At 73.4% G+C, this 24,776-nt stretch carries 19 protein-coding genes and 1 pseudogene; 12 read left to right on the top strand and 8 right to left on the bottom strand.

Annotation, left to right across the window (positions count from 1 at the left end):
* Nucleotides 1-605 precede the first annotated feature (605 nt).
* A complete protein-coding gene (locus tag QMF80_RS09970; protein ID WP_283451707.1) occupies nucleotides 606-2,252 on the top strand; it encodes a pyridoxal phosphate-dependent decarboxylase family protein in 1,647 nt (548 codons plus the stop codon).
* Here QMF80_RS09970 and QMF80_RS09965 read toward each other — a convergent pair.
* Complete coding sequence (locus QMF80_RS09965; protein ID WP_283451706.1) at nucleotides 2,242-5,526, bottom strand: TIM-barrel domain-containing protein; 3,285 nt, start codon at nucleotides 5,524-5,526, stop codon at nucleotides 2,242-2,244. The two genes, QMF80_RS09970 and QMF80_RS09965, sit on opposite strands and share 11 nt — an antisense overlap.
* 212 nt (nucleotides 5,527-5,738) lie before the next feature.
* Between QMF80_RS09965 and QMF80_RS09960 the strand changes: the two genes are divergently transcribed.
* The gene (locus tag QMF80_RS09960) at nucleotides 5,739-6,899 is read left to right on the top strand and encodes an alpha/beta hydrolase (RefSeq protein WP_283451703.1); all 1,161 of its coding nucleotides are present in this window, start codon (nucleotides 5,739-5,741) and stop codon (nucleotides 6,897-6,899) included.
* Between the two features lie 13 nt (nucleotides 6,900-6,912).
* On the opposite strand, the gene QMF80_RS09955 is transcribed toward QMF80_RS09960, so the two are convergent.
* Nucleotides 6,913-7,728, bottom strand: coding sequence for a glutamate ABC transporter substrate-binding protein (locus QMF80_RS09955; RefSeq protein WP_283451701.1), 816 nt, complete (start codon nucleotides 7,726-7,728; stop codon nucleotides 6,913-6,915).
* 171 nt (nucleotides 7,729-7,899) lie between these two features.
* On the opposite strand from QMF80_RS09955, the gene QMF80_RS09950 reads away from it, so the two are divergent.
* A complete protein-coding gene (locus QMF80_RS09950; RefSeq protein WP_283451699.1) occupies nucleotides 7,900-8,427 on the top strand; it encodes a TerD family protein in 528 nt (175 codons plus the stop codon).
* A 200-nt stretch (nucleotides 8,428-8,627) separates the two neighbouring features.
* Here QMF80_RS09950 and QMF80_RS09945 read toward each other — a convergent pair whose 3' ends face one another.
* Nucleotides 8,628-9,242, bottom strand: a complete 615-nt coding sequence (locus tag QMF80_RS09945; RefSeq protein ID WP_283451697.1) for a TetR/AcrR family transcriptional regulator — start codon at nucleotides 9,240-9,242, stop codon at nucleotides 8,628-8,630.
* A 50-nt stretch (nucleotides 9,243-9,292) separates the two neighbouring features.
* On the opposite strand from QMF80_RS09945, the pseudogene QMF80_RS09940 reads away from it, so the two are divergent.
* Nucleotides 9,293-10,057, top strand: a pseudogene (locus tag QMF80_RS09940) (phosphatase PAP2 family protein); the annotation flags it as partial.
* Between the two features lie 102 nt (nucleotides 10,058-10,159).
* On the opposite strand, the gene QMF80_RS09935 reads toward QMF80_RS09940, so the two are convergent.
* Both QMF80_RS09935 and QMF80_RS09930 read right to left on the bottom strand, forming a co-directional pair.
* Entirely contained in the window at nucleotides 10,160-10,828 is a 669-nt protein-coding gene (locus tag QMF80_RS09935) for a response regulator (RefSeq protein WP_283451695.1), read from the bottom strand.
* 40 nt (nucleotides 10,829-10,868) lie between these two features.
* A complete protein-coding gene (locus QMF80_RS09930) occupies nucleotides 10,869-12,053 on the bottom strand; it encodes a sensor histidine kinase (protein ID WP_283451693.1) in 1,185 nt (394 codons plus the stop codon).
* Nucleotides 12,054-12,526: 473 nt separating this feature from the next.
* Between QMF80_RS09930 and QMF80_RS09925 the strand changes: the two genes are divergently transcribed.
* The 8 genes from QMF80_RS09925 (at nucleotide 12,527) to QMF80_RS09890 (ending at nucleotide 20,640) form a co-directional block, all read left to right on the top strand.
* Nucleotides 12,527-13,672, top strand: coding sequence for a nucleoside hydrolase (locus tag QMF80_RS09925; RefSeq protein WP_283451692.1), 1,146 nt, complete (start codon nucleotides 12,527-12,529; stop codon nucleotides 13,670-13,672).
* A 136-nt stretch (nucleotides 13,673-13,808) separates the two neighbouring features.
* On the top strand, nucleotides 13,809-14,942 hold the full coding sequence (locus tag QMF80_RS09920; RefSeq protein WP_283451691.1) for a LacI family DNA-binding transcriptional regulator: 1,134 nt from the start codon (nucleotides 13,809-13,811) through the stop codon (nucleotides 14,940-14,942).
* A gap of 58 nt (nucleotides 14,943-15,000) precedes the next feature.
* Nucleotides 15,001-15,966: a ribokinase gene (locus tag QMF80_RS09915; RefSeq protein WP_283451690.1), complete on the top strand. Its 966-nt coding sequence runs from the start codon at nucleotides 15,001-15,003 to the stop codon at nucleotides 15,964-15,966.
* On the top strand, nucleotides 15,956-16,345 hold the full coding sequence (gene rbsD / locus QMF80_RS09910) for a D-ribose pyranase (protein WP_283451689.1): 390 nt from the start codon (nucleotides 15,956-15,958) through the stop codon (nucleotides 16,343-16,345). The genes QMF80_RS09915 and rbsD overlap by 11 nt, the downstream gene beginning before the upstream one ends.
* A gap of 49 nt (nucleotides 16,346-16,394) precedes the next feature.
* On the top strand, nucleotides 16,395-17,372 hold the full coding sequence (locus tag QMF80_RS09905) for a sugar ABC transporter substrate-binding protein (RefSeq protein ID WP_283451688.1): 978 nt from the start codon (nucleotides 16,395-16,397) through the stop codon (nucleotides 17,370-17,372).
* 4 nt (nucleotides 17,373-17,376) lie between these two features.
* The gene (locus QMF80_RS09900; protein WP_283451687.1) at nucleotides 17,377-18,963 is read left to right on the top strand and encodes a sugar ABC transporter ATP-binding protein; all 1,587 of its coding nucleotides are present in this window, start codon (nucleotides 17,377-17,379) and stop codon (nucleotides 18,961-18,963) included.
* Complete coding sequence (locus QMF80_RS09895) at nucleotides 18,960-19,991, top strand: ABC transporter permease (protein WP_283451686.1); 1,032 nt, start codon at nucleotides 18,960-18,962, stop codon at nucleotides 19,989-19,991. Before QMF80_RS09900 ends, QMF80_RS09895 begins: the two co-directional genes overlap by 4 nt.
* 67 nt (nucleotides 19,992-20,058) lie before the next feature.
* Nucleotides 20,059-20,640, top strand: coding sequence for an RNA polymerase sigma factor (locus QMF80_RS09890; protein WP_283451868.1), 582 nt, complete (start codon nucleotides 20,059-20,061; stop codon nucleotides 20,638-20,640).
* On the opposite strand, the gene QMF80_RS09885 is transcribed toward QMF80_RS09890, so the two are convergent.
* The 3 genes from QMF80_RS09885 to QMF80_RS09875 form a co-directional block, all read right to left on the bottom strand.
* On the bottom strand, nucleotides 20,564-21,586 hold the full coding sequence (locus QMF80_RS09885) for a MerR family transcriptional regulator (RefSeq protein ID WP_283451866.1): 1,023 nt from the start codon (nucleotides 21,584-21,586) through the stop codon (nucleotides 20,564-20,566). The two genes, QMF80_RS09890 and QMF80_RS09885, sit on opposite strands and share 77 nt — an antisense overlap.
* Nucleotides 21,587-21,663: 77 nt before the next feature.
* Nucleotides 21,664-23,037 (bottom strand): cryptochrome/photolyase family protein, encoded by a 1,374-nt coding sequence (locus tag QMF80_RS09880; RefSeq protein ID WP_283451684.1) that lies wholly within the window; start codon nucleotides 23,035-23,037, stop codon nucleotides 21,664-21,666.
* Entirely contained in the window at nucleotides 23,034-24,677 is a 1,644-nt protein-coding gene (locus tag QMF80_RS09875; RefSeq protein ID WP_283451683.1) for an SDR family oxidoreductase, read from the bottom strand. Before QMF80_RS09875 ends, QMF80_RS09880 begins: the two co-directional genes overlap by 4 nt.
* Nucleotides 24,678-24,776 lie beyond the last annotated feature (99 nt).

The raw sequence follows: 24,776 nt of genomic DNA, 5'->3' as shown, positions 1-24,776 counted from the left end.
GCCCCCCTCGCGATCGTGCGCACGCCGGCCCGCCGACGGCCCGGGATGGTGGGCGTGGGTGGGCGCGGCGAAGGCACCGCGCTCCGGAACGGCCTCGTCGCCGTCCGGCGCCGCGCGGTGCCGTAAGTACATGGATACGACACAGATAACCATCCGAAGGCCCACTGGCTCAACTCTGGCCGTCTCGACTGGACCAATGGCACAGGCGCGGTCCGCTGAACTCGGCCGGGAGCGGACCGGCGGCCCAGCTTCCCGTGCGGCGCGCGGACGGGCTTGCGCGACGGCCCCGGCAGCCGGCCGGAGACCGGGTGGGTCGGATGCCGGGGCGGGGGCCCGTCCGGTGCCCATGGGGCGGCCGCGGTCGCGGGAGGAGGCCGACGCCGGAGAGCTCGTGAGGCGAATCGTTCATGCGCGAGGGTGATTGCGGACGGTCCCCGAATGGCCCAGTCCCCCGGCCTTTGCCCAGGCGGGGCGCGTCAACGGCGCGGGAGAGGGGGCGCGCGCAGGGCGCGCGCGGATTGATCACCGAGGGCGACGGCCCCTAGTAATGATCACCGCAGGAAGGAATCTGCGCTCCCCCCAGCGGTCCCCGGAGGTACTCGATCTTGCCGTCGTCGCCGCTCACCCTGCCCCTGACCCTGCCCCTGACCCACACACCCGACACGCCCCATGAACTCCTCGCGCCCCATGTGCCCCACGCGCCCCACGTCCCGCACGCGTCCGCGCCCTCCTCGCTCCCCTCCTCGTTCCGCACCGAACTCACCGCCGCGGCCGAGTGGGTGGCCGACTACCTGGAGGCGCTGCCGCACGGCCCGGTCACCCGCCCCCGGCCGCCCGGCCACCGACGGGCCCTGGCCTCGGGATCCCTGCCGCAGGACGGCCAGGAACTGGGGGCGCTGCTGGAGTTCGTCGAGCGGGACATCGCCCCCTACCCGTCCGGGAACGGGCATCCGGCGTTCTTCGCCTGGATCAACTCGCCCCCGTCCCCCGCCGGGATCATCGCGGAGCTGCTCGCCTGCGCCGTGAACACGACCTGCGGGATGGGCGAGGCCGCCCTGATGGACCTGGAGCACGGGGTGGTGCGCGACCTGGCATCGCTCGCGGGACTGGCGGACACCGCGGGCGGGGTGCTGACCAGCGGGGGGTCCATGGCGAACCTGCTGTGCCTGGCCGCCGCCCGGAGCTGGTTCCTCGCGCAGCGCGGCGCCACCGACGGGGCCGCCTACGACAGGGCGCACGCGCGGCTGGTGGCCTACCACGGCGACCAGGCGCACCTGTCGGTCGCCAAGGCGGCCGCGACGATCGGTCTGCCGCCCTGGCGGCTGCGCGCCGTACCCACCACCGCGGACCGGCGGATGGACCTCGACGCCCTGCGCGCGGCGGTGGACTCCGACCGTGCGGCGGGACTGCTCCCGTTCTGCGTGGTCTCCCATCTCGGGTCGACCGCGACCGGGGCCATCGACACCCCCGCGCCCCTCAACGAGCTGTGCCACCGCCGCGGCATGTGGCACCACGCGGACGGGGCCTGGGGCGGCCTGGGCGCCCTGCTGCCCGAACTGGCCCCGTACTACCGGGGGATCGCGGAGGTGGACTCCCTCACGGTCGATCCGCACAAGACCCTGTCGGTGCCGGTGGGCTGCGGGGCCGCGCTGGTGACCGATCCGGACCGGCTGCGCGGCGCGTTCTCCTTCCGCGCCTCCTACCTGGACGGGGACCAGGACTGGCCGTGGATGTCCGACTACACCGTCGAGCTCACCCGTCCCGGCACCCGGGCCCTCAAGCTGTGGGCCACGCTGCGCGCGCTGGGCCGGGGCGGCGTGGCCGACCTGCTCCGGCGCTACCAGGAACTCGCCCGGCAGCTGCGCGAGTCGGTGCGGGCCGAACCCGGTCTGGAGGTGTGCGCGAGCGGGCCGCTGCCGGTGGTCTGCTTCCGGCTCGGCGCGGAGCTGACCGGCGGCCGGGACCGCGATGCCTTCCACGCCGCCGTCGCGGCCCGCGTCCAGCGGGGCGGCCGGGCCTTCCTCGCGACGGTGGAGCACGAGGGTGAAACGGTCCTGCGGGCATGTATCTGCAACTACCGCACCACCCCCGCCGATCTGGCCACCCTGGTCCGCGAAGTGCTCCGGGCTGCCGCGGACACGGCGGCGTACGGGGAAGCGGAAACGGCCGCGGGCATGGACGCGGACACGGCGGCGGCCGGGACGGAGGATCCCGCCCCGGCCGCCTCGGCCATGGTGTCCGTCAGGGAGTGAACGCCCAGCGCTGGACCGGGGTTCCCGCGCAGGCGGCGCGGGTGAGCGCGGTGCCGTTGGCGGTGGCGGCCCCGACCGGGGTCAGGCACTGCCCCGCGTTGCGAAGGCTGCCGTCGGCGCCCTGCTGCCAGGTCTGGGCCGGGCCCGGCGTGCCCCCGGCGCAGGTGCGGACGGTGACGGCGCCGGTAGCGCCGGCCGTGGCATCGAAGCAGACCCCGCCGAGGCCGGTGACCCGGCCGTCGGCCTGGAGGGTCCAGCGCTGGTTGGGCCCGCCGTGGCAGGTGTACAGGGTGGGTTCGGCGCCGGGGGTCGTGTCACTGTGCGGCAGGTCCACGCAGGTCGACGAGGCGGCGTTGACGAGGGTGGCGTCGGTGGGCAGCGGGGCCGGCCGCCCGGTCAGGGTGACTTCGGCGGCGCTGGTCCAGGGCCCCCGGCCACCGGCCTCGGTCAGGGCCCTCAGCCGCAGGTAGCGCCCTGTCTTGGCGGCCAGCGGTACGGTCTTGGCCGCCGCGGTGTCGGCGAGCGTCCCGGTGGCCACCGGGGAGCCCCAGTCGGTGGTGCTGTCGGAGACGTACACCTCGTAGCCGCCGATCCGGCCGTTGCTGCCGCCGTCCTGGCGGGGCAGGTAGCCGAGGCCGTCCACCGCGTAGCGGGCGCCGAGGTCGATGCGGATCTCGTGCGGCAGGGGCGCCGGGGTGCCGGAGGACCAGGCGGTGTGCCAGAGAGTGGCCGGGTTGCCGTCGAAGGCGTTGGTGGCGGCGCCGTTCTCGCTGCCGGTCTCCTGGCTGTCGGCGGAGACCAGGGACCAGCCGGACTGCGCTATCGGGGTGCCGGAGGCGGGCACGGGCTCGGCCACGAGGAGCGACGTACCGGCGGCGGAGACGGTGAACGCGCCGGACTTCGTACCGGTCTTGACCCACAGGACACCCGCGCGGTCGGCCGGGTCGAAGAACCAGCCGGTCGGCGCCGCGTCGTAGGCGCTCTTGGAGGTGAGCCGGGCGAGGGCCGCGCCGTCCGCGGTGACGGTGGTGGGCGCGGAGGCGACGTGGAGGCTGAACTCGTAGCCCCGGGAGGCGGGTTTGCCGGTGTAGCTGCCGGTGGAAGCGCCGACGGAGACGGTGACGGTTCCCGAACCGGCGCCGGGGGCGCTCACGTTCACCTGCTGGCGGGCGAAGGCGCCGCTGTCGTTCGCCCGGGTGATCCCGTCGTCCTCGTAGAGGGAGAAGGAGGAGTTGCCGCGCGGGGTGATGTCGTAGGTGAGGGTGGAGACCGGCTTCTCCCCGGCGTAGTTCATCTGGGGCCACATCGGCACGATGGCGCCGCCCTTGACGAACAGGGGCAGGGTGTCGAGGGGGGCGGCGTAGTTGTTCAGCCAGCCCGGTCCGGCGTACGTCTTGCCGGTCCAGTAGTCGGTCCAGGTGCCCGCGGGCAGGTAGATCCCGTCCCGGACGGCGGTGTCGGAGACGACGGGGGCGACGAGGAAGGAGTCACCGGCCATGAACTGGCCGCTGGTGAGGTTGCCGCGGGCCACCGGGTCGTCGGGGTGGTCCAGCACCATGGCGCGGGTGCTCGGGACGCCGCTGTCGTGGGCGGTGGCGCTCATCGTGTACAGGTACGGCATCAGCCGCATCTTGAGCTGGAGGTACTTGCGGTTGATGGAGAGGTACGGTTCCGCGAACCGCCAGGGCTGCTTGTCCTGGTAGCCCGCGGCCGGGCCGGTCGCGCCCCAGCCGGACATGGTCATGAAGGCGGGGGTGAAGGCCTTCCACTGGAGGTCGCGGACATAGGTCTTGGGACTGCCGCCGAAGATCCCGTCGATGTCGCCCGAGGCGTAGTTCAGGCCGGACAGGCCCGCGCCCGCGATGGCGGGGACGTGCCAGCGCATGTCGTCCCAGGTGCCGTTGGTGTCCCCGGTCCAGACGACGGCGTTGCGCTGGGTGCCCGCCCAGCCGTCGACGGTCCACACGTAGCGGCGGGCGTCGGAGTTCTTCTCGATGCCGGCCACGGCCTGCTGGACCCCGGTGAAGGCGCTCTTGTAGCCGCCGCCGATCCAGGCCACGTCCGTCTTGACGCCCCGGGTCCCGGCGACGGAGACCTCGTCCTTGATGGAGCCGAGGCCGGTGGAGGTCCACAGTCCGGTCTGGAAGCCCTTGGCCTTCAGCGCGTCGACGGTGGACTTGAGGGGGGCGGTGTAGCCGCAGCCGTAGCCGTCGTTGGGCAGGAACCAGCCGGAGGGCATGTCGGCGGCGCGGGCGTCGGTGGCGTAGCCCACCACGTCCGGGGTGGTCTGGTGGCGCAGCCGGTCGTGGTCACCCTGGTAGGCGGGGTTGGAGGCGTTGAAGCAGTCGGCGTTGCCGAGTTCGAAGCCCCACATCGGGGCCATGAACGGTTTGCCGCTGACGTCGGTGTAGGCGTCCAGGACACCCTTCAGGGAGTCGCCGGTGAAGTACCAGGCGTCGAAGCGGTTCTCGTTGTGGGTCAGGGCGCTGGGCGCGTCGAAGGCGTAGGAGCCGGGGGCCCAGGTGTTGCGCATGACCCCGTAGTTGTTGGTCGACATGTAGAAGGGCGCCGGGCTGGCGTTGTTGTTCTCGCGCCACTTGTTGTCGACGGCCACGGGTACGGTCTTTCCGCGCAGCGCCCACTCCCCCAGCCGCAGGCCGGTTCCGTAGAACTGCTCGTCGGCGCCGCGGGCGAGGTACTGGGTGGTCTGGCCGCCCGTCCAGCTGGTGGGCCGGGTCTCCTGCCAGACGAGGGTGGAGTTGTCGGCGCGGTAGACGGAGAACTGCAGCGGGGTCTTGTTGACCCGGATCGAGAGCCCACCCGTAGTGATCTTGTAATAGGAACCGGCGTCGGTGGAGGAGGTGTTCACCGGGCCGAAGTCGGTGGTGGGGGCCAGGTCGGAGCCCGCCGGGTCATTGGTGAAGGCGCCGTCCGGGGAGAGCCAGAGCCGGAAGACGTCGGACCGTGCGACCACGACCCGGGCCTTGGCGCCACTGGACGAGGTCACGGTGAAGGTGTTCCCGGACTGGCTCAGTCCGGTGGCGTTGCCCGCCGTCGACGCCGCCGCCGACGCCGACGCCGAGGCCGCGCCCGGGGCCGCTTCGGCCGGGGCCGCTTCGGCCAGGGAGGCGGCCGGGCCGGCGGCGGCCAGGCCCGCCATGGCGAGCACCCCGGCCAGCAGCGCGGCGGCCGGGGCAGGGCCGCGCGCCCGGCGTGGGCGGGTGCGGCGGAGGAGGGGTGGGAGCGGTGGCAGGAGGTGGGGGGTGAGTCTCATGGGGCAGCTCCTCGTGCGGTCCGGACGACGGACTCTGCTCTTTGGCATGCACTCGGCAACATAGCGCCCTCACAGGTTCAGGTGAAGGAAGATGCTCGAAGTGACGCATTATCACGCAGGTTCGAGCATGGATTCCTGAACCGGAACGTGGCTTACCGCACTTACCGCTTGTCCTGTTCATACCCTTTGGTGACGAACAGGAGTGGCACACGATGACCTACCGCACGCAGCCGCAGCCACAGCCGCCGCAGACCCGGCCACCGTCCGGGCAGGCACCTCCCAAGAGATCGCGGCGCGCCTGGGCCGCCGGGGCGTCGGCGCTCGTCATCGCCGGCGTCGCGGCCGGATGCGCGCTCTCGGACGCCGATGTCTTCTCGGACACCGGTGACGTGATCCGCTTCGACCAGGACCAGGACCAGAACCGAGAACAGGGCCAGGACCAGGGACGGGCCACGGCCCAGCCGGGCACCCCGGCGCACGCCCCGGCCGATCCGCTGACCCGGATGCCCATGGGGCCCCGGCCCGAGCTGCGGATCGCCGCCACCATCCCCGAGGACGGATCCAAGGTCATGGTGACCACCCTGGCCGGGAAGAAGTCAGGGTTCACGGGCAAGGTCTGGCTCTGGGTCCCGCCGCAGTACAAGGAGCCCCGGTACGCGCGCAGCGGCTTCCCCGTGCTGATCGCCCTGCCGGGCGGGCCTGGGTACCCCGACAACTACTGGATGGACAAGAACCTCAAGCTGGAGTCCAGCGTCTCCAAGTGGTCCAAGGAGGGCAGCAGCCTGCCCTTCATCCTGGCCATGCCCGTCCTGAACCCGCAGACCGACGCGGGCGGCCTGTACTGGGACGGCAGCGACATCCCCGGCCAGCCCAAGATGGGCACCTGGCTCACCGAGGACGTCCCCGACCTGGTCCGCGCCACCTTCCGGACGATCGGCTCGCGCGACGGCTGGGGCTTCCTGGGCAATTCCACGGGCGCTTTCGCCGGGCTGAAGGCGGTCCTGCAGAAGCCCGACGAGTTCAAGGCGGTGATCGCCAACGGGCCGGACATCGTTCCCGACTCACGACTGTGGAACGGCCACCCGCAGGAGAAGGCGGAGAACAGTCCGCCGCAGCTCGCCCAGCAGATCCTGGACCACGACGGCCCCGAGGTGTACTTGGGCTTCCAGGTCGGCACCACGGGCACCGACGTACGGACCCGGCCGCCGATCGAGCGGTTCATCGCGGAATACGGGACCGGCCCGGTCAAGACGAGACTCTCGGTCAACCAGGGCGGCGGGCACAGCGCCTACAGCTACGTCCCCGGCATGTACGGGGGCGGCCTGATCCAGTGGATCAGTCGGCACATGCGGGGACCGGTCCCGTCGCCCTGAACGACCGGAGGTGTCAGCCGCCTTCGGTGATCGGCGGGGCGGGCTCGTTCTTGTAGTTCGCCGCGCCGAAGTTGGCCTTGACGAACTTCGCCCAGGAGCCGTCCTGCTCCATCTTCCGCAGCGCGTCGTTGATCTTCTTCTGAAGGTCCTTGTCGCCCTTTTTGATCCCGATGCCGTAGTTCTCCTTGCTCAGGTTCAGCCCGGCGAGCTTGAACTTGCCCTGGTTGGCCTCCTGCGCGGCGTACCCGGCGAGGATGGTGTTGTCCGTGGTCAGGGCGTCGAGCTGGCTGTCCTGGAGGGCGATCAGGCACTCGGAGTAGCCGGGGAGCTCCAGCAGGTCCGCCTTGGGGGCGAGCGTGCCCTTGATGTTCTCGGCCGAGGTGGAACCGGTCACCGAGCACAGGCGCTTGCGGTTGAGGTCCTCGGCCTTGGTGATGTCGGTCTCGGCCGCACGGAGCAGCAGGTCCTGGTGGGCCAGGAAGTACGGCCCGGCGAAGTCCACCTTGGTCTTGCGCTTGTCGTTGATCGAGTAGCTCGCCGCGACGAACTTGACCTCGTTGAACTGGATCAGCAGTTCCCGGTCGGCGCTGTAGACCTGCTTGAACTCGATCTGGTCGGGCTTGTAGCCCAGCTCCTTGGCGACGTAGCGGGCGACATCCACGTCGAACCCGGAGAACGTGCCGTCGGGCGCCCGGTATCCGAGGCCGGGCTGGTCGAACTTGATCCCGATCGGGATCGTGCGCTTGGCGTCATCATTCCCGCCGCACCCGGAGGTGGTCAGGGCTAGAGCGATCGTTACGGCGACCGCACCGGCCTGGGAAACCTTCATGCTGGACTCTCTCCGAAGGGAATGGCTTGCTTGGAGAAGCTAGAAAGCCCATGCGCACAGCGTCACTACATCTGAGCAAGAATTGAGGATAACGATCCGGCTGGGCCGAAGGGCCTCATGGCAGCATGGCGGCTAACGGGGGCAACGCACGTGACCTGGAGGGGGAGTTCGGTGAGCGGAGTACGCAAGAGTCTGACCCGGGTGGAGGTGGCCCTCAAATGGGACCCCAGTCCGTCCGGTACGCCCGCTAATGATCTCGACATCATCGCGGCGGTGTATGCGGAGGGTGATCCGCACGGAACACCCGAGTACGTCGTCCACTTCGACCAGCGGGCACCCGACGGCACGGTCACCCTCAACCGGGACAGCCGCACCGGCCAGGGCTTCGGCTTCGACGAGGTGATGACGCTGGAACTCGACCGGATGTCGGAGCGCCTGCGCCGGGTGGTCGTGGGCGTGGTGATCCAGAACACCGGGGGCACCAAGACCTTCGCCGACGTCGACGGCGTGGCACTGCGCATCCGCGAGGGGTACGTCGACCTCGTCGCCGAGGGCGGGATCGCGGGCGTATCGGGCGCCTCGGCGGCCACGGTCGCCGTGTTCGCCCGCGACGACGGGGGCGCGTGGTCCCTGGACCCGGCCGTGCGCGGTTTCGCGGCCAACCCGGAGGAGTACGTCCGGTCCATGGGCGCTTCGTGACCGGGACCCCGGCCCTGACCCGGTCCCGGACCGCGACCGGGTCCGCGACCGCCGGGCGGACGTAGGGACGCGGACCGGGTGGCGGGCGCTCCAGCAGGAGCGACCGCCGCCCGGCCCGCGGGGTGCGCTGCCACCGTCCCCACGAGGCAGCGCGGGCAGGAGTGGCCGTCCGGTCATCGGAGACGGCCGCCTGCCGGTCTTCAGGGGCCCGGAGCCAGGCCCAGTGCGGGGAGCAGCGCGGCGTCGACGAAGCGGACGAGGTAGTCGGCGTCGGCGTAGCGCCCCTCCAGGACGGGACGGATCCGCAGCACGCCCATCAGCTGCGCCGGGAGGAACTCCACGGCGGGGTGGCCCGCGACGATCTCGCCCCGGGCGACGGCCCGCGCGACCATCACGTCGAACGCCGCGAGCTCGGGCTCGACCAGGGCCTCGCGCAGGGCGCCCTGGAGCTCCTCGTCGTTCATCACGGCGTGCCCGAGGGCCTGGGTGAGCCGGGTGTCACGGCCCGAGGTGCCCGCCGCGATCCGCGCGGCCTCGCGCAGGTCCCCGGCCAGGGATCCGGTGTCCACGGCGGCGAGGGTGCGGCTGCGCCGGGCCGAGCGCAGGGCGGCGGCGACCAGCTGCGGCTTGGTCTTCCACTGCCGGTAGAGGGTGGACTTCCCGCAGTTGGCGCGGGCCGAGACGCCCTCCATGGTGAGGGCCTCGTAGCCGTGCTCGCGCAGCTCGGCGAGGACCGCGTCGTAGAACTCCTGCTCCCGCTCCGGAGTGATCTTGGAGCGGCGCGCGGTGGCGGGCGGCGGTGTCGACGTCGTCATGGCGGCTCTCCTTCGGCGGCGGATCCGGGCGTTTCGCGGGTGCTCGCGGGATGTGGGACGGGCGGGGCTTCGCGGGCTTCCGAGACGGAAGCGTACCGGAACGCAGGCGTATCGGTACACTCTCGTATCGATACATTGTCGTATCGATGGTCGCGGAGTCGCCGAGACCGTCGCAGAGGAAAGAGAACCGGGGCATGACCCAGCGCACCACGGCCGTCGGGCGGCCCCGGGCGATACCCGAGCTGCTGCTCGTCGCGGCCCTCTTCGCCGTGTACAAGGGCGGCCGGATGCTGACCGCCGGGCACACCGAGGACGCCTTCCGCAACGCACGCCGGATCTGGGACGCCGAGCGCGCCCTGCGGCTGCCCGGCGAAGGCCGGGTCCAGGACCTGCTGCTGCACGGCGACGCGGTGATCCACATCGCGAACACCTACTACGCGGCCGTGCACTTCCCGGCCACCGCGGCCTTCCTGATCTGGCTCTACCTGCGCAGGCCCCGGCACTACCTGTGGGCCCGCCGGGTGCTCGCGGTGCTCACCGCCGTCGGGCTCCTCGTGCACCTCGGCTTTCCGCTGGCGCCGCCGCGGCTGCTGGACACCGCGCACCTGATCGACACCGGCCAGGTCTACGGGCCGACGGTGTACGCGTCGGCGCCCGCGTCGGACACCATGGCCAACCAGTTCGCGGCGATGCCCTCGCTGCACTTCGGGTGGGCGCTGATGCTGGCGATCGGGATGATCGCGGCCACCCGGGGGCGGTGGCGGTTCCTGTGCCTGCTGCACCCGCTGCTGACCCTGGTGGTGATAGTCGGCACCGCCAACCACTACTGGCTGGACGCGGCGGTGGCGACGGCGCTGCTCGGGCTCGCGCTGCTCGTGATCCCCCGGCCCGGGTCCGGGCGCAGCGCGGGGCGCGGGTCAGACCGTACGCGCGACGACGCCGTGCTCGTGGGCGAGGACGACCGCCTGGGCGCGGCTGGACAGGGCGAGCTTGCCCATGCAGCGGTGCACGTGCGTCTTGACGGTGGCGGCGCTCAGGACCAGCCGCTGCGCGATCTCGGAGTTGGACAGCCCGGCTCCGACCAGCGCGAACACCTCGCGTTCGCGCGGGGTGAGGACCTCCAGGACGGTGCTGGTGGTCCGGACGGCCGGAGTCCAGGCCTCGACCAGGCCCTTGAGGGGGCCGGGACTGAAGAGCATCTCGCCCGCGTGCACGGTCTCGATGGCGGCGAGCAGCCGGTCCGGCGGGGTGTCCTTGAGCAGGAAGCCGCTCGCACCGGCGCGTAGCGCCCGGTAGACGTACTCGTCGGTGTCGAAGGTGGTCAGGACCAGCACCCGGGGGGCGGGGGCGCCGAGCGGGTCGGCCGCCGCCGCGGCCAGGACGCGTTCGGTGGCGGTGATCCCGTCGGTGCCCGGCATCCGGATGTCCATGAGGATCACGTCGGGGCGGGTCCCGGCCGCGAGGCGTACGGCCTCGTCGCCGTTCGCGGCCTCGCCGACCGGGTCGAAGCCGGGCGCGGCACGCAGCAGCGCGGTCAGCCCCGACCTGATCAGGAACTGATCGTCGACGACGAGCACAGACGGCATCCGGGTTTCTCCAGCTTTCCGGTGAGGGGGACGGCCCGGGTCAGGGCGCGAGGCCCGGCCGGGGCACCGGGACGGTCAGACTGACCTCGAAGCCGCCTTCGGGGACGGAGCGCGTGACCACCGTGCCGTGGTAAATGGTCGCCCGCTCGCGCATGCCGATCAACCCCTGGCCGGCCGAGCCCCGGCCGGTGGCCGAAACCCGCTGCCGGGCCCCCTCGTCCCTGATCAGGACGGAGACGGAGTCCGGCGCGTAGTGCACGCGGACGGTGGTCGGAGCGGCTGGCGCGTGCTTCATGACGTTCGTCAGGGCTTCCTGGACCACCCGGTACGCGCACAGGTCGACCCCCGGCGGCAGGGCGTACGCGGTCCCGGTGACCGTCACGTCGACGGGCACCCCCGCGGCGCCGACCCGCTCGACCAGCTCGCCCAGCCGTCCCAGTCCCGGCATGCCGGAGGTGGCGCCACCGGGCCCGGGGCCGGGGTCCGGCTGGCGCAGCACCACCAGCATCCGGCGCATTTCGGCCAGTGCCTCGCGCGCGCTGGAGCCGATGACGTCCAGGGCCGAGCGGGCCGTCGCCGGATCGGTGGCGACCACGTACCCGGCCACTCCCGTCTGGACGGAGATCACCGAGACGTGGTGCGCGATGACGTCGTGCAGCTCCCGGGCGATCTGGATGCGTTCCTCCATGACCGCCCGGCGGGCCTTCTCCTCCTGCTCCCGGCGCAGCCGCAGGGTGAGCGCGCGCAGCCGCCGGGAGCCGTCGCCCGCCACCCAGCAGACGATGGTGGAGACCGTGACGAAGCCGACGCTGAGCGGGCCGATGCCGGGTTCGGCGAGCCGGGTGCCCCACAGCAGGACCACGAGGACGACGGCCGCGCACCTGGCCGAAACCCGCCGGTCCCGCCGCGCGGCGACCGTGTAGAGGGCGAGCAGCAGCCCGCAGACGGCGGGCACGTGGTAGTAGCCGAGGGTGAAGTAGCAGGCCGTGAGGAGCGCCGTGGAGACGAGCACGGCCACCGGGAACACGCGGCGCAGCATCAGCGGCAGGTAGACCGCGCACAGCAGCCCGTAGGCGAGCGGATCGGACGCGCGCCAGTAGCCGTTCGGATCCGGCCAGTTGCGGAGCATCGCGGTGGAGATCCACAGCGAGCCCACGGCATACACGACCTCCCCGACGAGCGGGAGCACCGAGCGGATCCGGACCGCCGCCGGATGCGCCGCCATCACCGCCACGGACCTCCCTGGTGAAGCTCTCCGCACGTCAACCCCCTCATGACCACTCATCGTTGTACAGGGTCTACACCCCTGGGGGTAGGCGGATTTCATCCCCTGGATGGGCGAGGGCGATGCGGGTGCGCGGATATCGTTCCACCGGCACCTCGCCCCACGGACACCGCGAGCGTTTCGCTCGCGGCGGACCCTGCTCCCAGGGACGCCGTGCGGCCGTGCCCGTTCGGGGGCGGGCACGGCCGTGCGCCGGGGGGCGCACGGCCCTACCCGGCGCCATCGCGCACGGACCCGCCGGCCGCCACCACGCCCGGACCTGCCCACCGTCACCGCGCCCGCGCCTCGCGCTCCCACCGCGCCCGCGCCCGCCGCCCAGCACCGCGCGCGGCCCTTGCCGTTGACCGGGTTGCCTCGGATACTCACGCCGCCCGTGCTGCCGCACGCGTGCCCCTCCCGCATCCGGAGCTTCCATGCAGCGCAGAACCCTGCTCTCGTCCGCCCTCGCCGCGATCCCGGCCCTGCCGCTGGTGACCGCGTCCGCGTCGGCCGCGTCGGCGTCCACCGCACCCGACGGCTCCGCCGCCCCCGCCACCGCGCCCGCCGGACGCGGACCGGTGATACTCGACGCCGACATGGGCGAGCTGAACGACGACGCCGTCACCATGTTCATGCTGGCCAAGGCCCCCGACGTGGAGCTGCTCGGGGTGACCGTGGTCAGCGGGAACACCTGGGTCGAGGAGGGAACGGCCTACGCCCTGCGCCAGTTGGAGCTGATCGGGCGCGCCGACGTACCGGTGGTGGCGGGGGCGGGCGAGCCGCTGATGCCGGGTCGTCAGGAACGGCTGGCCGCCGAGAACATCCTGTACGGGAAGACGCCCTGGGCCGGAGCCTTCGACTCCGCCCGGCCGCCCGCCTACGACCGGCTCGCGCGCCCTCCGTACGGGGGTTACCCGCGCACCCGGCCGAGCCGGAGCGCCGCCGTGGACTTCATCGTCGAGCAGGTGAAGCGGCGTCCGCACGAGATCACCTTCTTCGCGTGCGGTCCCGCCACGAACCTCGCGCTGGCCGTGCGCAGCCACCCCGAGATCGTGCCCCTGTTCAAAGAGGTCATCTACATGGGCGGGGCCTTCGATAAGCCCGGGAACATCACGCCCGCCGCCGAGTTCAACTGGTGGTTCGACCCCGAGTCCGCGCGGATCGCGGTCCGTACGCCGTTCGCGAGGCAGACCGTCCTCCCCGACGACGCGGCGGTCGGGGTGAGGTACACCAAGGCGCGGTACGAGGCCGTCGTGGCCGGGGCGGACACCCCGGTGAAGAAGATCTTCCGGGACCTGCACGGGCCGCTCTTCGCCCAGGACCCGGGGCACTCCACCTTCGTCTGGGACGCGCTGACCGCCGCCGTGTTCCTGGATCCGCGGATCGCGGTGCGGCCGCGGGAGCGGTACGTCGACGTCGACGCGGCGTTCGGGCCGGACTACGGGCGGGCGCTGGGCTACGGCCTGGACGAGTTCTCCGCGCCCCGCAATCCGGCGGGCACCCGCCGGGCCACGGTGGTGACGGAGGTCGACGCGGAGCGCTTCTGGCGGCTCTACACCTCCTTGCTGCGTCGTCCCTGAAACGTGTCAACGGATCCGGTCCGGGGTCTTGCGGTTGCCGGGGTTGCTTCCCATACTCCGCGTGCAACACGAGTTGCCAACTCGAATTGGCATTTCGATCAGGCTGCTTACCGCACCGCTACCGGGGGTCTACGGCATGGCAACACGGCAGGACGTGGCACGTCTCGCGGGCACGTCGCCCTCGGTCGTCAGCTACGTGCTCAACAACGGGCCCCGGTCGGTGGCGCCCGCCACCCGCGAGCGGGTGCTGGCCGCCGTCAAGGAACTCCAGTACCGGCCCAACGCGGTGGCCCGGTCGCTGCGGATGAGCCACACGATGACCCTCGGGCTCGTCGTTCCGGACGCGGCCAACCCGTTCTTCGCGGAACTGGCCCGCGCCCTGGAGGACCACGCCTGGGCCGCCGGATACACCCTGCTCGTCGGGAACACCGTCGACGACCCGGGCCGGGAGGCGGGGTACATCCGTACCTTCGTCGACCGGCAGGTGGACGGGCTGGTGCTGATCCCCTCCCAGGGGGACCGGCCGTGGCGGGCCGAGCTGGCCCGCTCGGGGGTGCCCAGCATCGTCTTCGACCGGGAGCTCACCGGGGTCGCGGCCTCGCACGTGGTCGTCGACAACACCCTCGGCGCGCGGCTGGCCACCGAGCACCTGCTCGCGCACGGCCACCGCCGGGTCGGCTGCATCGCGGGCCCGCTGGGCATCCACCCCACGGTGGACCGGGTGGTGGGCTGGCGGACCGCCCTGGAACGGGCCGGACTCAAGGCCGGTACGGGCTCGGGCGGATCCACCGGCTGGGAGGCCTGTCCGGACGCCGCGCCGCTGCTGCACGGCCAGTTCGGGCGGCTCGACGGCTACCGCTCCGGGCGGGCGCTGCTCTCCCGCGACCGGTCCGTGGACGCGCTGTTCGTCACCTCGGACGAGCAGGCGTTCGGGGTGCTGCGGGCCGCCACCGAACTGGGCATCCGGGTCCCGGAGGACCTGGCCCTGGTCTCGTTCGACGGGATCGCGGCGGGCGCGTACACCTGCCCGGCGCTGTCCACGATGCGTCAGCCCTTCGAGGAGCTGGCGCGCACGGCCGTACAGCGTCTGCTGGGCCGGATGAGGGAACCCGACCTGCCGCCGACCCGGGACGTGCTGCCGGTGACGCTGCTGGCCCGGGGGTCCTGCGGCTGCCCCGACCCGGCGGGCGGCGAGGTCTTCGAGGAACCGGAGGAGAGGAACGACGTGAACGCATCGGACGGCTCGCGGGAGTTCACCGCGCATGAGTGAGCGACCGGGTGGGCGACGCAGTGAGCGGGGAGACGGGCGACCGGGTGAGCGACTGGTCGTGATCGGCAGTCTCAACATGGACCTGTCGGTCACCGTCCCCAGGCTGCCGCGGCCGGGCGAGACCGTGTCGGGCGCCGACGTGGTGCGCGGCGCGGGCGGGAAGGGGGCCAACCAGGCGGTCGCCGCCGCCCGGCTGGGCGCCGACGTACGGATGGTGGGGCTGCTCGGCGACGACACCCTCGGCGCGGAGCTGCGCGCCCGGCTCGTCGCGGAGGGCGTCTGCGACCGGGGCGTGTCCCGGCTGCCGGGTGTCTCCAGCGGGCTCGCCCTGATCGTGGTGCAGGGCGACGGGGAGAACACCATCACCCTCTCCCCCGGCGCCAACCGGCACTTGGACGTCACCGCCCTGGAAGGGCTCACGGCGGACGGCCCCATCGGGCCCGCCGACACGGTCCTGCTCCAGCTGGAGGTGCCGGTGGACACGGTGCTCGCGGCGGCCCGGGCGGCGCGCGGCGCGGGGGCGCTGACCGTGCTGAACGCGGCTCCGCTGCCGGTCCGGCCGCTGCCGCGCGAACTCCTGGCCCACGTCGACGTGCTGGTGGTCAACGAGACGGAGGCGGCGGGGCTGCTGCCCCCGCCTGCCGCGTCGGGGGCCGCGAGCACCGACGCCGCCGGCTGGGCCGCGCACGCCGAGCGGATGCGGGCGCTCGGCCCCGGCACGGTCGTCATCACCCTGGGCGCGGCGGGCGCCGTCGCCGCCGGGCCCGGAGGCCCGGTCGCCGTACCCGCCTTCCCCGCCGACGCGGTGGACGCGGTGGGCGCGGGCGACGCCTTCTGCGCCCAGCTCGCACTGTCGCTGGGCGCAGGGGAGCCGCTGGCCGCGGCGGTACGCCGGTCCTGCGCGGCCGGGGCACTGGCCACGACCCGGCGGGGGGCGCAGGACGCGCTGCCGACCCGGGCCGAAGTGGACGGCGTACTGGGCGGCGTACCGCACACCCCGCTGGAGGCCGGGCATGCGCGCTGACGGGCTCTGGCATCCGCGGCTGCTGCACCTGATCGCCGCACTCGGGCACGGGGACCTGCTGGTGGTGGCCGATCCCGGGCTGCCGGTGCCGCCCGGGGTGGAGGTCGTCGACCTGGTGTGGCGCCGCGGGGATCCACCGTTCGGACCGGTGCTGGGCGCGGTCCTGGCCGAACTGGTCGCGGAACACGCCACCGTGGCCGCGGAGGCCACCGATGCGGATCTGCTCGCCGTCTTCGGCGCGCGGCTGGCGGGGCTCCCGGTGGACCGGGTCCCGCACGAGGCGCTCAAGGCGCTCACCGCCCGCGCGCGGGTCGTCGTACGGACGGGTGAGAGCACTCCGTACGCCAATGCCGTGCTGCGCGCGGGCGTCCCCTTCTGAACCGCGGGTCCCCCCGCACCACCCCACCCACCTTCGCAAGGAGACCGTTGTGACCAGTAACCGGAACAGATCACTCCTGATCGCCGCCTCCAGCCTGCTGCTGCTCGGCACCGCGCTCACGGCCTGCGGCCAGGAAGGCGGTGGCGAGGCCGGGCCCGGTGGCGCCAAGGGCGGCAGGCCGACCGTGTGCCTGGTGATGAAGTCCCTCGGCAACGAGTACTTCCAGGCCATGCAGAAGGGCGCCGAGGCGCACGTCAAGCAGCGCGGCGACCTCGACCTCAAGGCGAGCGGCATCCAGAACGAGACCGACATCGACGGGCAAGTCGCCGCGATCAACGGCTGCGTCACCGACCAGGCCGCAGCCATCGTCGTGGCCCCGGCCGATTCGCGCGCCCTGGTCGCGCCGCTCGGGCGGGCCGCCAAAGCCGGTATCAAGATCATCAACATCGATGTGAAGCTCGACGACGGCGCGCTGAAGGCGGCCGGACTCGACATCCCCTTCGTCGGCCCCGACAACACCGAGGGCGCACGGCTCTCCGGCGAGGCCCTGGGCAAGGCTCTCGGCAAGGGCGGCAAGGTGGTCATCCTGGAGGGCAACCCCGGAGCCGCCAACGCCCAGCAGCGCAAGGCCGGTTTCGAGGCGGCGGCGCGGGCCGCCGGGCTGGAGGTGGTCGACTCCAAGACCGCGCACTGGGAGACCGACGAGGCCTACACGGTCACCGGCAACTGGCTGACCTCGCACCCCGACGTCCAGGGGATCCTCGCCTCCAACGACTCCATGGCGCTGGGCGCGGTCAAGGCGGTCCAGGCCAAGGCCGGGAGCAAGATCAAGATCGTGTCCTTCGACAACATCGAGGCGATCCGCCCGTACGTGAAGGACGGCACGGTCCTCGCCACCGTCGACCAGTACGGCGCCGAGCAGGCGGCCGACGGCATCGACGAGGCCATGAAGGCCGTCAAGGGCGAGCAGCCGCAGGCCTGGGTCAAGACCAAGCTCACGGTCGTCACCGCGGCCGACCTCGGGTGACGCGATGACCTCCCCAGACGCGCTCCCCGACGTCGTGTTCGAGGCGTCCGGCATCGCCAAGCGCTTCCCCGGAGTCGTCGCCCTCGACGGCGTGGAGCTGGAGCTCCGCGCCGGTGAGGTGCACGCCCTGCTCGGCGAGAACGGCGCCGGCAAGTCCACCCTGGTCCGCATCCTGGCCGGGATCCAGCCCGCCGACGCGGGCACCATGCGGCTCGGGGGCCGCCCGTACGCCCCCGGGAACGCGGCGGCCGCGATGCGCGCCGGGGTCCAGGTCGTGCACCAGGAGCTGAACCCGCTGCCGAACCTGTCGGTCGCCGAGAACCTCTTCTTCAGTCAACTGCCGCGCCGGTACGGCTTCGTGGACCGGCGCACCCTGCACCGGCGGGCCGCCGGGCTGCTCGCCGAGGTCGGCCTCGACGTCCCACCGGGCATGAAGGCGGGGCAGCTCGGCATCGCGCAGGCGCAACTGCTGGAGATCGCCCGCACCCTGTGGCAGGACTGCCGGGTGCTGGTCATGGACGAGCCGACCGCGACGCTCACCCCGCGCGAGACCGAGCGCCTGTTCACCCTGCTGCGCAGGGTCACCGCGCGCGGGACGGCCGTGCTCTACATCTCCCACCACCTGGAGGAGGTGTTCGAGATCGGCGACCGGATGACGGTCTTGCGCAACGGCCGGCACGTGGTCACCAAGGAGCTGGCGGGGACCGGCACCGCCGAGGTCATCCGGCTGATGGTGGGGCGGGACATGGACCGCGAGTACCCGCCGTACACCGCGCGCGAGCCCGGATCCGAACTGCTGCGCGCCGAGGGACTGCGGCCCGCCGGGGGCGCCCCGCTGTCCTTCGCCCTGCGCGCCGGGGAGGTGGTCGGTATCGCCGGACTCGTCGGCTCCGGGCGGACGGAGGCGGTCCGGGCGCTGTTCGGCGCCGACCGGGCGGAGGGCGGCCGGGTCCTGGTGCGCGGCGAGGAGGTCCGCATCCGCTCCCCGCGCGACGCGGTCCGCCACGGCATCAGCCTGCTCACCGAGGACCGCAAGGGGCAGGGGCTGGTCCTGGACATGCCGCTCGCCGCCAACGTCACCCTCGCGGCGACCCGTACGGTCTCGCGCGGCGGCCTGCTGCGCCGTGCCGAGGAGGCGCGGCTCGCCCGCGCCGCCGTGGACTCCCTCGGCGTGCGCACGCCCGGGGTGGGCGCGGCGGTCCGCACGCTCTCCGGCGGCAACCAGCAGAAGGTCGTGCTCGGCCGCTGGCTGCTCGCCGGGACGGACGTACTGATCGTCGACGAGCCCACGCGCGGGATCGACGTGGGCGCCCGCTACGAGATCCACCAGCAGCTCACCGGCCTCGCCGCACAGGGCAAGGCGCTGCTCGTGGTCTCCTCCGACCTGCCCGAGCTGCTGGGGATCTGCGACCGGATCCTCGTCTTCTCCCGGGGCGCGATCGCGGGCGAGGTGGCCCGCGCGGACTTCGACGGCTCCCGGATCCTCGCCCTGGCCTACTCCGCCTACTCCGCCTCCGGGGCCGCCCCTGACCCCGGCCCTGACCCCGGCCCTGCCTCCGGCACCCGTACGAAGAATGGTGACCAGCCGTGACCTCCCTGCCGCCCGTGGCCTCAGCGCCGCTCACCGCCGTCCGCAAGCCCGCCGGGTCCTCGCTCGCGCGGCAGGTGATGGGCGAGGCGGGCATCGGCATCGCGCTGCTCGTGCTGGTGGCCGTCTTCGCCCTGAGCGCGCCGAAGTTCGCCACGTCCGCGAACCTGACGAACATCGCGACCGAGATCACCCTCAACACCATGCTCGCGGTCGGCATGACCTTCGTGATCCTCGTCGGCGGCATCGACCTGTCGGTGGGCGCCGTGATGGCGCTGTCCGCGGTGGTCGCGGGCGAGGTGCTGACCGCCGACGGGCTCCCCGCGGGCGCCGCGGTGGCCCTCGCGGTGCTGGTGGCCGCCGTGGTCGGCATGCTGTGCGGGCTGGTCAACGGGTTCGTCTCGGAGCGGTGGCGGGTCCCGTCCTTCATCGTCACCCTCGGCATGCTCAACATGGCCCGGGGCGCGGCCCTCCAGTACACCGACGCCAAGACCCTGTACGACTTCCCGCCCGGCTTCACCCGCTTCGGGACCTCGACCCTGCTGGGCGTGCCGGCGCTGTTCTGGATCGCGCTGCTGATGGTCGCGGTGGGCCACCTGGTGCTGACCCGGACGGTGTTCGGGCGGCTGGTCTTCGCGATCGGCGGGAACGAGGAGGCCGTACGCCTCTCCGGGCACCGCACGGGGGTGGTCAAAGTGGCCGTCTTCGTCATCGCCGGATTCGCGGTGGGCATCGCGGCCGTCACCTACATGGCACGGCTGTCCATCGCCAGCCCGATCATCGGCGGCGGGTACGAGCTGAGCGCGATCGCGGCCGTGGTGATCGGCGGGGCCTCGCTGTCGGGCGGCAAGGGATCGATGGTCGGCACCCTGCTGGGGGCCTGCCTGCTGGGTGTGCTCACCAACGGGCTGCTGCTGATGGGGGTCTCCGACTTCCAGCGGCAGATCATCACCGGCGGGGTGATCGTGGTCGCGGTGGTGGTGGACCACTACCGGGGACGGCTGGCGGCGCGGCTCACCCCGCTCGGGTAAATCCGATGCAGAAACGATGCGAGTTGAGTGGGCCGGGGGCGCTCACGAGGCTGGGGCCATGGACCTCATGGACCGCACCGACCTCTCGGAACCCGCCGGCGCGCACCTCGTCGCCCTCTTCCTGGACGGCGACGAGGACGCCATGGCGGTCGTCTACCGGCAGTGGCGTCCGCTCGTGCACACCCTGGCGCGCCGCGGCCTGGGCGACGAGCGCGAGGCCGAGGACGTGACCCAGCAGGTGTTCCTCGCCGCCTGGCGCGGCCGGGGCGGCTACCGGCCCGGCAGCGGGGACCTGGGCGGCTGGCTCGTCGGCATCACCCGCCACAAGGTCGCGGACGCGCTGGCCGCCCGGACCCGGCGGGCCCGGGCGCTGGCCGCCGTGGGAGCGCAGTACGAGACCGCGGGCGAGCCGGGACCCGCGGCGGAACCGGAGCGGGCGGTGGACCGGCTCTTCGTCCTGGGCGAGCTGTCCCGGCTGCCCTCCGCGCAGCAGCGGATCCTGCGCCTCGCGTACTACGGCGACCTCACCCAGACGCAGATCGCGGCCCGGACCGGGCTGCCGCTGGGGACCGTCAAGAGCCATATGCGGCGCGCGCTGGGCTGTCTGCGGGAGTCGCTGCGGGCGCAGCCGCTGTCAGCGACCGGATGAGCGCGACCGCCGAACGCAGCCCGTGCAGCCGTTCCGTGCCGGGGACGCACGCGCCACCCGCGCCCCAGCCGGGACCGGCGAGCAGCATCAGGGGGTGGGTGCGGGCGCCCCGCAGCCCCCATTCGATCCCGGACACGGAGCGGACCAGGGCGCGGTCCGCGGTGACCCGGGACTGGGACCAGAGCACCACCGCCCGGGGCCCGGTCCGGCGGACCGCCTCGTGCAGGGCGTCGGCGGGCAGCGCGGCCCCGAACATCCGCACCGGCAGGCCGCGTTCCCCGAGGGCCGCGCACAGGGCCTCCATCGGCAGGCTGTGCTGTTCGCCCGGTACGCACGCCAGCAGCACGGGAGCCCGCCCCGCGCCCTCGGCGGCGGGCCGCACCCGGCGCAGGGCGCAGGAGATGTGCCAGGACAGCAGGTGCTCCACCTCCACGTAGCGCTCCCCCGACGAGGCCCATTTGCGGCCGACCGCGTGCAGGGTGGGGGCGATGATCTCCTCCCAGGCGATGACCGGCCCGTGCTCGGCCAGGGCCGCCTCCAGCAGCTCCTCGAGGGCGGGCGCGTCCAGTCGTACGGCGGCCCGCGCGAGCCCCCGGCACTCCGGACGGACCTCCCCGAGCGGCAGCGCGTTGCGCCCGCCCGGCGCCTTGGCGACGGGCCCGGTCACCGCGGACCCCGGCGGGACGGGCACCGCGGCCACGGCCGGCTCCGACGGGACCGCGCCCTCGTCCGGGCCGGTCCGCAGCGCGGCCCGGGCGGCTTCGGCGGGCGGTACCCCCTGGCTGGTGAGGTGGCACATCAATTCCAGGCGGGCGATGTCCTGGGGGGTCCAGCGGCGGTGCCGGCCGTCCTCACGGCGGGCCGGACCAATGGCGTACCGGCGCTCCCACGAGCGCAGCGTGGTCGGCGAGACGCCCAGCCGCCGGGCGACGGCGCCGGTGCTCAGCGGCCAGGCCGGGGCCCCGGCCGCGAGCTCCGGGGCGGGGTGCGGCTCCGGGGCGGGGTGCGGACGGTCCACACCCGTCACGATACGGCGCGGGCCCGCTTGAACCGGCCGAGCGCGTCGGCGAGGTCCACCACCGGATCCGGATAGTCGTACCGGGCGCGCTCCAGCCCCGCCAGGCGCCACGGCTCGAACACCTCGGGCGCGGGCAGGTCCGCCAGCTCCGGTACCCAGCGGTGCACGTACTCGCCCCGCGGGTCGTAGCGCCGGGCCTGGCGGACCGGGTTGAGGACCCGGTTGGGCCGGGTGTCGGTGCCGGTCCCGGCCACCCACTGCCAGTTGAGCTGGTTGTTGGCGAGGTCCCCGTCGACCAGGAGGTCCAGGAAGTGCCGGGCGCCGGTGCGCCAGTCGACGTACAGGGTCTTGGCGAGGAAGCTCGCGGCGAGCAGCCGGCCCCGGTTGTGCATCCAGCCCTCGTGCCGCAGCTGGCGCATGGCCGCGTCGACGACGGGATAGCCGGTGCGGCCCTCCTTCCACGCCTCGATCTCCTCGGCGGCACCGGCGCCGGTCCGCCAGTGGTCGTGCCGGACGCGGTAGTCGTCGTGGGCGACGGCCGGGCGGGCGGCGAGCACCTGGTGGTGGAAGTCCCGCCAGCACAGCTGCCGTACGAACGCCTCCGCGCCGGGCCCGCCCGCCGTACGGGCCCGCTGGACGCACTCGGCGGCGGAGAGGGCGCCGAAGTGCAGGTACGGGGAGAGCCGGGAGGTGGCGTCCCCGGCCATGTCGTCGTGGCCCTCCTCGTAGCGGGCCACACCGTCGCGCAGCCAGGTGGTGAGCCGGGACCGGGCCTCGCTCTCGCCGCCCCGGGCCAGGCCCGGCGATACCCCGGTCACCGCGGCCCGTCCGGGCAGCGGCTCCGAGCCGATCCCCTCGGGCACCCGGACCGCGCGCGGGGCGGCCGAGACGGCCCGGGGCGGCTGCTCCGACCAGCGGCGGAAGTACGGGGTGAACACGGCGAAGTGGTCCGAGCCGACCGGGGTCACCGCGCCGGGGGCGAGGGCCGTCACCACCGCGTCGTGCACGTACAGCCGCCGCCCCTCCCCCTCCAATGCGGCGCGCAGCCGTTCCTCGCGGGCGTGGGCGTAGGCGCTCACCCCGGCCGCCATGTGGACCTCGTCCGCGTCGGCCTCCCGGACCACCGCGCACACCTGCGCGACCACGTCCCCGGACCGGACGACGAGCCTGCCGCCGCGTTCGCGCAGGCCGGAGTCGAGCGCGGCCAGGCAGTCGGCGAGGAAGGCCAGCCGGTTGGGCGCGCCGAACCCGGCCGCCGCGATCCCCCGGTCGCGGACGAACAGCGGCACCACCTCGTGCGAGGAGGAAAGCGCGGCGCGCAGCGGCGGGTGGTCGTGCAGGCGCAGGTCCGAGGTGTACAGGACGACCGCGACGTTCATGGGCGGGCTCCGGGTCGGGGCGGGGACGGCTTGCTGTCACCGGGTACTTCGCCGCCGCCCCCCGCGCCGGATGCGCCGTCCCCCGTCCCGGACGGGGCGTCCTCGGCGGTCGGCGGGGCGGCGCCCGCTCCGGACGCGGCGGCGCGGGTGATGTTGCGGGCCATGCCGCCGAAGACCACCGCGTGGAAGGGGGACACACCGGCCCAGTAGAGGTGCCCCAGCAGCCCGCGCGGGTGGAACAGGGCCCGCTGCCGGTAGAGGGAGCCGCCCCCGGGTTCCGGTTCGGCGGTCAGCTCCAGCCAGGCCAGCCCCGGCAGCCGCATTTCCGCGCGCAGCCGCAGCAGCCGCCCGGGTTCGATCTCCTCGACCCGCCAGAAGTCGAGGGAGTCCCCCACCCGCAGCCGGGCCGCGTCGCGCCGCCCGCGCCGGATCCCGGCCCCGCCGACGAGCCGGTCGAGCCAGCCCCGTAGCGCCCAGGCCAGGGGGAAGGAGTACCAGCCGTTCTCGCCGCCGATCCCCTCCACCACCCGCCACAGCGCCTCGGGCGGGGCGTCGACCGCCAGCTCCCGGCAGTCGGTGTAGAGGCTGCCGCCCGCCCAGTCGGGGTCGGTGGGCAGCGGGTCGCTCGGCGCGCCGGGCAGGGAGGCCGAGGACCACCGCGTGGTCACCTTCGCCTCGCGCACCCGGCGCAGGGCCAGCGACAGCGCCAGGTCGAAGGGGATCGGAGAGCCGGGCGGATCGGGGACGTACCGCGCGATGTCGTGCTCGTGGCAGACCACCTCGTGGCGCAGGGACTCGGCCAGCGGCCTGGCCAGGGCCCTCGGCACGGGGGTGACCAGCCCGATCCAGTGGCTGGACAGCCGCGGGGTGAGCATCGGGACGCGCAGGATCAGCCGGTGCGGCAGGCCCGCGACCACGGCGTAGCGGCGCATCATCTGCTCGTAGGTGACCACGTCGGGTCCGCCGATGTCGAAGGCCCGGCTGACCTCGGCCGGCATGGTGGCGGAGCCGACCAGGTAGCGCAGCACGTCGCGGACGGCGATCGGCTGGGTCCGGGTGCCGACCCAGCTCGGGGTGACCATGATCGGTAGCCGCTCGGTGAGGTAGCGCAGCATTTCGAAGGAGGCCGAACCGGAGCCGATGATTACCGCCGCGCGCAGCACGGTGGTGGGGACCCCGGAGCCGAGGAGGATCTCGCCGACCTCGGCGCGCGAGCGCAGGTGCGGGGAGAGTTCCCCGGTCGGCACCCCCACGGGGGTGAGGCCGCCGAGGTAGACGATCCGGCGGACCCCGGCCGCGCGGGCCTGCTCGGCGAAGATCCGGGCGGCGGACCGGTCGAGGTCCTCGAAGCCGGACCCGGTGCCGAGGGCGTGCACGAGGTAGTACGCCACGTCGATGCCGCGCAGGGCGTCGGCCACCGACTCCGCGTCGGTGACGTCCCCGCGCACCACCTCGGCCCGCCCGGCCCAGGGGTGGTCCCGCAGCCGTTCCGGTGAGCGGGCCAGGCAGCGCACCCGGTGGCCCGCGCCGAGCAGTTCGGGCACCAGGCGGCCGCCGATGTATCCGGTGGCGCCGGTGACCAGGCAGTGCGGCCCTCCCGGCACGGCGTTTCCCTCCCCGGGGGTGGGGTGATCGTCCATGGCTCTCCTTCCGGACCGTGCCGCCCCTGACGGCGGACCCTTCCTTGCCTGTGCGCCGACCCTTTCATGGTGTTTCGCGGTGGACCGGGAGGACGGATG

The organism is Streptomyces sp. G-G2 (assembly GCF_030063135.1).
In the GTDB taxonomy this organism is placed as follows: Bacteria; Actinomycetota; Actinomycetes; order Streptomycetales; family Streptomycetaceae; genus Streptomyces.
This window is presented reverse-complemented; position numbering and strand designations above follow the sequence as displayed.

Bases quoted from the DNA above. Each gene is read 5' to 3' on its own strand.
- QMF80_RS09965 (WP_283451706.1), bottom strand. From the start codon at position 5,526: ATGAGACTCACCCCCCACCTCCTGCCACCGCTCCCACCCCTCCTCCGC.
- QMF80_RS09960 (WP_283451703.1), top strand. From the start codon at position 5,739: ATGACCTACCGCACGCAGCCGCAGCCACAGCCGCCGCAGACCCGGCCA.
- QMF80_RS09955 (WP_283451701.1), bottom strand. From the start codon at position 7,728: ATGAAGGTTTCCCAGGCCGGTGCGGTCGCCGTAACGATCGCTCTAGCC.
- QMF80_RS09945 (WP_283451697.1), bottom strand. From the start codon at position 9,242: ATGACGACGTCGACACCGCCGCCCGCCACCGCGCGCCGCTCCAAGATC.
- QMF80_RS09935 (WP_283451695.1), bottom strand. From the start codon at position 10,828: ATGCCGTCTGTGCTCGTCGTCGACGATCAGTTCCTGATCAGGTCGGGG.
- QMF80_RS09930 (WP_283451693.1), bottom strand. From the start codon at position 12,053: ATGGCGGCGCATCCGGCGGCGGTCCGGATCCGCTCGGTGCTCCCGCTC.
- QMF80_RS09925 (WP_283451692.1), top strand. From the start codon at position 12,527: ATGCAGCGCAGAACCCTGCTCTCGTCCGCCCTCGCCGCGATCCCGGCC.
- QMF80_RS09920 (WP_283451691.1), top strand. From the start codon at position 13,809: ATGGCAACACGGCAGGACGTGGCACGTCTCGCGGGCACGTCGCCCTCG.
- rbsD (WP_283451689.1), top strand. From the start codon at position 15,956: ATGCGCGCTGACGGGCTCTGGCATCCGCGGCTGCTGCACCTGATCGCC.
- QMF80_RS09900 (WP_283451687.1), top strand. From the start codon at position 17,377: ATGACCTCCCCAGACGCGCTCCCCGACGTCGTGTTCGAGGCGTCCGGC.
- QMF80_RS09890 (WP_283451868.1), top strand. From the start codon at position 20,059: ATGGACCGCACCGACCTCTCGGAACCCGCCGGCGCGCACCTCGTCGCC.
- QMF80_RS09880 (WP_283451684.1), bottom strand. From the start codon at position 23,037: ATGAACGTCGCGGTCGTCCTGTACACCTCGGACCTGCGCCTGCACGAC.
- QMF80_RS09875 (WP_283451683.1), bottom strand. From the start codon at position 24,677: ATGGACGATCACCCCACCCCCGGGGAGGGAAACGCCGTGCCGGGAGGG.